We start from the raw sequence: 4,133 nt of genomic DNA, 5'->3' as shown, positions 1-4,133 counted from the left end.
ACATTTAAATCTGCTTTAGAACAACTAGAGCAAGAAAGAAAAATACCTAAAGAAAAAATACTAGATGCTATTGAACAAGCAATGGCAGCAGCATATAAAAAAGATTATGGCAAAAAAGGACAAATTATCCGAGCAAAATTTGATTTAGAAACAGGTCAAACTGATTTTTTTCAAATAAAAATTGTGGTTGATGAAAGTATTGTAAGAATTGAAGAAGAAACAGAAGAAAATTCTTTAAATAATTATTCTAAAAAAATAGAAAACGATGAAAGAGTACGCTTTAATGCAGAACATCATATTTGGATTGAGGATGCTAAAAAAATTAAAAAAGGAGTTGAATTAAATGAAGAAATAATTTTTCCCCTAGAACAAAAAGACGATTATGGTAGAATAGCAGCCCAAACAGCTAAACAAGTTATTATTCAAAGAATTAGAGAAGCCGAAAGAGCTTCAGTTATTGATGAATATGGAACAAAAGAAGGAGAAATAATTTCTGGAATAGTTCAAAAAATAGAAAGAGGTAATATTTATATTGATTTTAATAGAGCAATTGGAGTTTTGCCAGTAGAAGAACAAATACCAGGAGAATATTTTCAAAGAGGACAAAGAATCCGAGCTTATTTATATTCAGTTGAAGACACTATTAGAGGAATCAATCTAAGACTATCAAGAACTCATCCTAAATTTATTGAAAAATTATTTTCAGCTGAAGCGCCTGAAATTGAAAACAATACTGTCGAAATAAAATCTATTTCTCGAGAACCGGGGGCACGTTCTAAAATTGCTGTTTTTTCTAATGATGAACATATTGATCCTGTTGGGTCCTGTGTAGGACAAAAAGGAACAAGAGTTAATACCATAACTCAAGAACTTTCAGGTGAAAAAATAGATATTATTCCTTGGTCCGAAGACCCAAAACAATTTGTTTCCAATTCTCTTTCTCCGGCTAAAGTCCTTTCCATAGAAATAGATGAAAAAGAACATAAAGCTATTATAGAAGTCGCTGATGACCAGCTTTCTCTAGCTATCGGCAAAGGTGGACAAAATGTGCGCCTGGCTGCCAAGCTCACTGGCTGGAGAATAGACATCAAAGGCGACGGCAAAGAAGTCGCCTCCACCGACGGCGAAAAAGTGGAAGTGAAGGAGGAATAAAATTAAAAATCTTCTTTTCTTAAATATCTAACCAGGGTGTCTTTTAGGGCGCTTATTATAAAAGGCTTACGATGACGAATCGCATTATCTATATATACACCAATAGAATCTTTTACTTTTTTTGAATATCCATCTAAATTATCACCCAGATATTTGCCACTTTTTAAGATTTTTTGATGATATTCCGGTAATGAAAATTTATATGACTGTCCTGATATCTGGTGACTATGTTTATCAATAATAGTAGCCCAGCAAAAAATTTCATATTTATTTTTTAAATATTTGTGATACCCAACTTCCACTCCCAAAGCAAAATCAGCATTCTCAACTTTCTTTAACGCATTTTTTGCTCTATTAATGGAACCTATTTTAGTTTCTTTTGATGTTATCGGCTGAGTAGAAATTCCACTTTTTACTTCAATAGACTTAATAACTGCTTTTATCCCAAGTTCTTTTAAAACTTCTTTAAGATAGCTAATTTTTTGAAGAGAAGTTGTTCCAACAGCTATTGTTAATTTTTTCATATAAAAAGTATATCACTTATTAAAATAACATAAAAAAATATTAAAAATATTTTAGTATTGACAAAATCAATTTAATTTGTTATTTTATAAATAAATAACTAATTCATTGAAAACAAAATAAGGAGAACAAAAATGTTTAATTCAGTTAGATTAGAATTGACTGGGGATTGTGATATGCAGTGTCTTTACTGTCATGCTGGAGAAAAAAATTCAGTTCTATATCGCAAAGATGAATTATCTCATCAAAGATGGCTGGAAATTATTGCTGAATGTAAAGAACTTGGAGTGGTAAATTTTACACTCACTGGCGGAGAACCTTTCCGCTACCTTCGTTGGCCTGAAATAATAGAGGCCTGTGGTCAAGAATCAAGAGTAATAATATCAACCAATGGGAAACATTTTTCTCAAAAAAATCTTAATATTATTTCTGAACTCTCTCAGGTAAAAGAGTTTAGAACTAGTTTAGATGGGTTGGCAACTAACGATATAATACGCGAAGGTAGTAGTTATTTGTCTTCCATAAAAAACATTAAGAATTTAAAATCGTTTCTACCAGGATGTAAAATCATGATTCAAACGGTTGTTTATGAGCAAAATGTTTCAGAATTATTACCTTTATATAAAGAGCTAAAAGAAACTGGAATTTATTGCTGGCGTTTAAGCCAGCTCTGGAAAACAATCAGAACACAAAAAAACAGCCATATTGTAAATTTCTCTGATTATGATAGGTTGTTCAATGTGTATGTTGATGTTATAAAAAATCATCAATTAGATGCCAAACCTTTTCTTCTAAGGATAGATAATGTTTATTATTCTTGGATAGAAAAAGAAGATTATGCTCCAATGAATCTTTCTGGTCACTCTTGTGAGTATAATTTTGCAAATATTTGCATTAATGCAAATGGTGATTTGATATTCTGTCCAGCATTAAACATCAAATACGGATCAGTAAAGAACAAATCCATAAAGGATGCAATAAAAGATTCTGATTGGCTTACTGATTTCAAAAAAATAACAGTAAATTCTCTTGGTTGCGGCAATTGTCGATATATAAAAATATGTGGTGGGGGCTGTCGCGCTACTCCATTTAGGTGGTTAGGGAAAATAAATGTTATTGATCCTAACTCATGTTGTATAATGCCTAGGGTAGAAAAAGTTATCTTGCCTCTATTGGGAGACGGTGAAAGATTAGCTTTTTCTAGTTTAATAGATCAAGAAGGAACATACCCCAATATCAACGAAAATAATGTAAAGGCAATGATAGATTAATTTTACAAAGAAAGGAGGTGATTACTATGGTACTAAAAAACGGATGGGGAAGTTAATTAATTTAACTAACCCGTCAAGACAAAAGCCGGACATAGAAATATGTTCGGCTTTTTTATATTAAAAAACTTAATCTAATTTAAAATGTTCTTTTATCATTTTTGCAACTTTTTTAGGAGAATTTTCAGTTGTATCCATTAAAAAATTATTTCTAAGTGGTGCTGGTGTTTTAAAATTTTCTCTTTTCATTAATTCTTTCATAATTTTCAAGGATCTTAATTTTTTATGCGACTTACGTGATTTATTTTTTAATCTTTTAAGCATTTCTTGTTCGGAACAAAAGAGATACACTGGACAAAAAATACCTCCTAATTCAGTTACTATTTCTTTAATTTTTTTTACAAAATCTAAATCAGTCATTCCAGTTTTAGAAACATATGAGTCTGAATACGTATGAGTAAAAATAAAATTATCTCCTGTACCTATTAATTTTTTTGTTAATTCAAAATAAAACCATTCTTTAATTTCAGCTTTCTCGACAGTTCCTGGCCTTTCATGGCCAAAAAGATCACCGAAAAGATCAACAATCATATGATTATGTAAAATTTTATATTTAGTTAATTTCGCAAGTTCTTTGGCAACAGTAAGCTTTCCAACGGCTACAAATCCGTAAATGAAAATCAAATGTGGTTTTTTATTTCCCATTTTTTTATTCTAACATAACTATGAATTTTATGTGTGAATAACTTTATCTTTAAAAGACAAGGTGTTTTTCTTACATAAACAACGCAACCAGGGCCAGAGAAAGAGTTCCGAGTAATTTTACTAACACGTGTAAGGATGGCCCAGCTGTGTCTTTGAACGGATCGCCAACAGTGTCTCCTGTGACGGCTGCTTTGTGAGCATCGCTTCCCTTTCCACCCAGATTTCCCATTTCAATATATTTCTTAGCATTATCCCATGCACCACCGCCGTTGGTCATAGAGATAGCCACGAACAATCCTGTTACAATAGTACCAACCAACATAGCGCCAACTGCTTGGAAACCAGATGATACAGAACCTGTAACTTTATATACAACTCCGAAAAGTACAACAGGAGTTAGAACAGGAAGCAATGAAGGAACAACCATTTCTTTGATTGCCGCTTTTGTCAACATATCAACAGCACTTGCATAATCAGGTTTAGCTT

Annotated in this window: 5 protein-coding genes; 2 read left to right on the top strand and 3 right to left on the bottom strand. The window is 31.8% G+C overall.

Annotated features, from left to right (window positions below):
* The coding region (gene nusA, locus M0R36_11095; GenBank protein MCK9556335.1) for a transcription termination factor NusA at window positions 1-1,152 on the top strand (1,152 nt) is incomplete at its 5' end.
* Window positions 1,153-1,154: 2 nt separating this feature from the next.
* On the opposite strand, the gene M0R36_11090 is transcribed toward nusA, so the two are convergent.
* A complete protein-coding gene (locus tag M0R36_11090) occupies window positions 1,155-1,676 on the bottom strand; it encodes an inosine/xanthosine triphosphatase (GenBank protein ID MCK9556334.1) in 522 nt (173 codons plus the stop codon).
* A gap of 132 nt (window positions 1,677-1,808) precedes the next feature.
* Here M0R36_11090 and M0R36_11085 point away from each other — a divergent pair, with 132 nt between their 5' ends.
* Window positions 1,809-2,945 carry a radical SAM protein gene (locus tag M0R36_11085; protein MCK9556333.1) on the top strand — a complete coding sequence of 379 codons (1,137 nt, stop codon included), beginning with the start codon at window positions 1,809-1,811 and terminating at the stop codon, window positions 2,943-2,945.
* Window positions 2,946-3,071: 126 nt separating this feature from the next.
* Here the strand turns inward: M0R36_11085 and M0R36_11080 are convergent, their stop codons facing one another.
* Complete coding sequence (locus tag M0R36_11080; protein ID MCK9556332.1) at window positions 3,072-3,647, bottom strand: AAA family ATPase; 576 nt, start codon at window positions 3,645-3,647, stop codon at window positions 3,072-3,074.
* 70 nt (window positions 3,648-3,717) lie between these two features.
* Window positions 3,718-4,133 (bottom strand): sodium/proton-translocating pyrophosphatase (locus tag M0R36_11075; GenBank protein MCK9556331.1); only part of this gene is annotated, 416 nt, incomplete at its 5' end.

This window comes from bacterium (assembly GCA_023228325.1).
GTDB lineage: Bacteria > Auribacterota > UBA6266 > UBA6266 > UBA6266 > UBA6266.
This window is presented reverse-complemented; position numbering and strand designations above follow the sequence as displayed.

Excerpts from the sequence above, each read along its gene's own strand:
- M0R36_11090 (MCK9556334.1), bottom strand. The coding sequence starts at position 1,676 with ATGAAAAAATTAACAATAGCTGTTGGAACAACTTCTCTTCAAAAAATT.
- M0R36_11080 (MCK9556332.1), bottom strand. The coding sequence starts at position 3,647 with ATGGGAAATAAAAAACCACATTTGATTTTCATTTACGGATTTGTAGCC.
- M0R36_11085 (MCK9556333.1), top strand. The coding sequence starts at position 1,809 with ATGTTTAATTCAGTTAGATTAGAATTGACTGGGGATTGTGATATGCAG.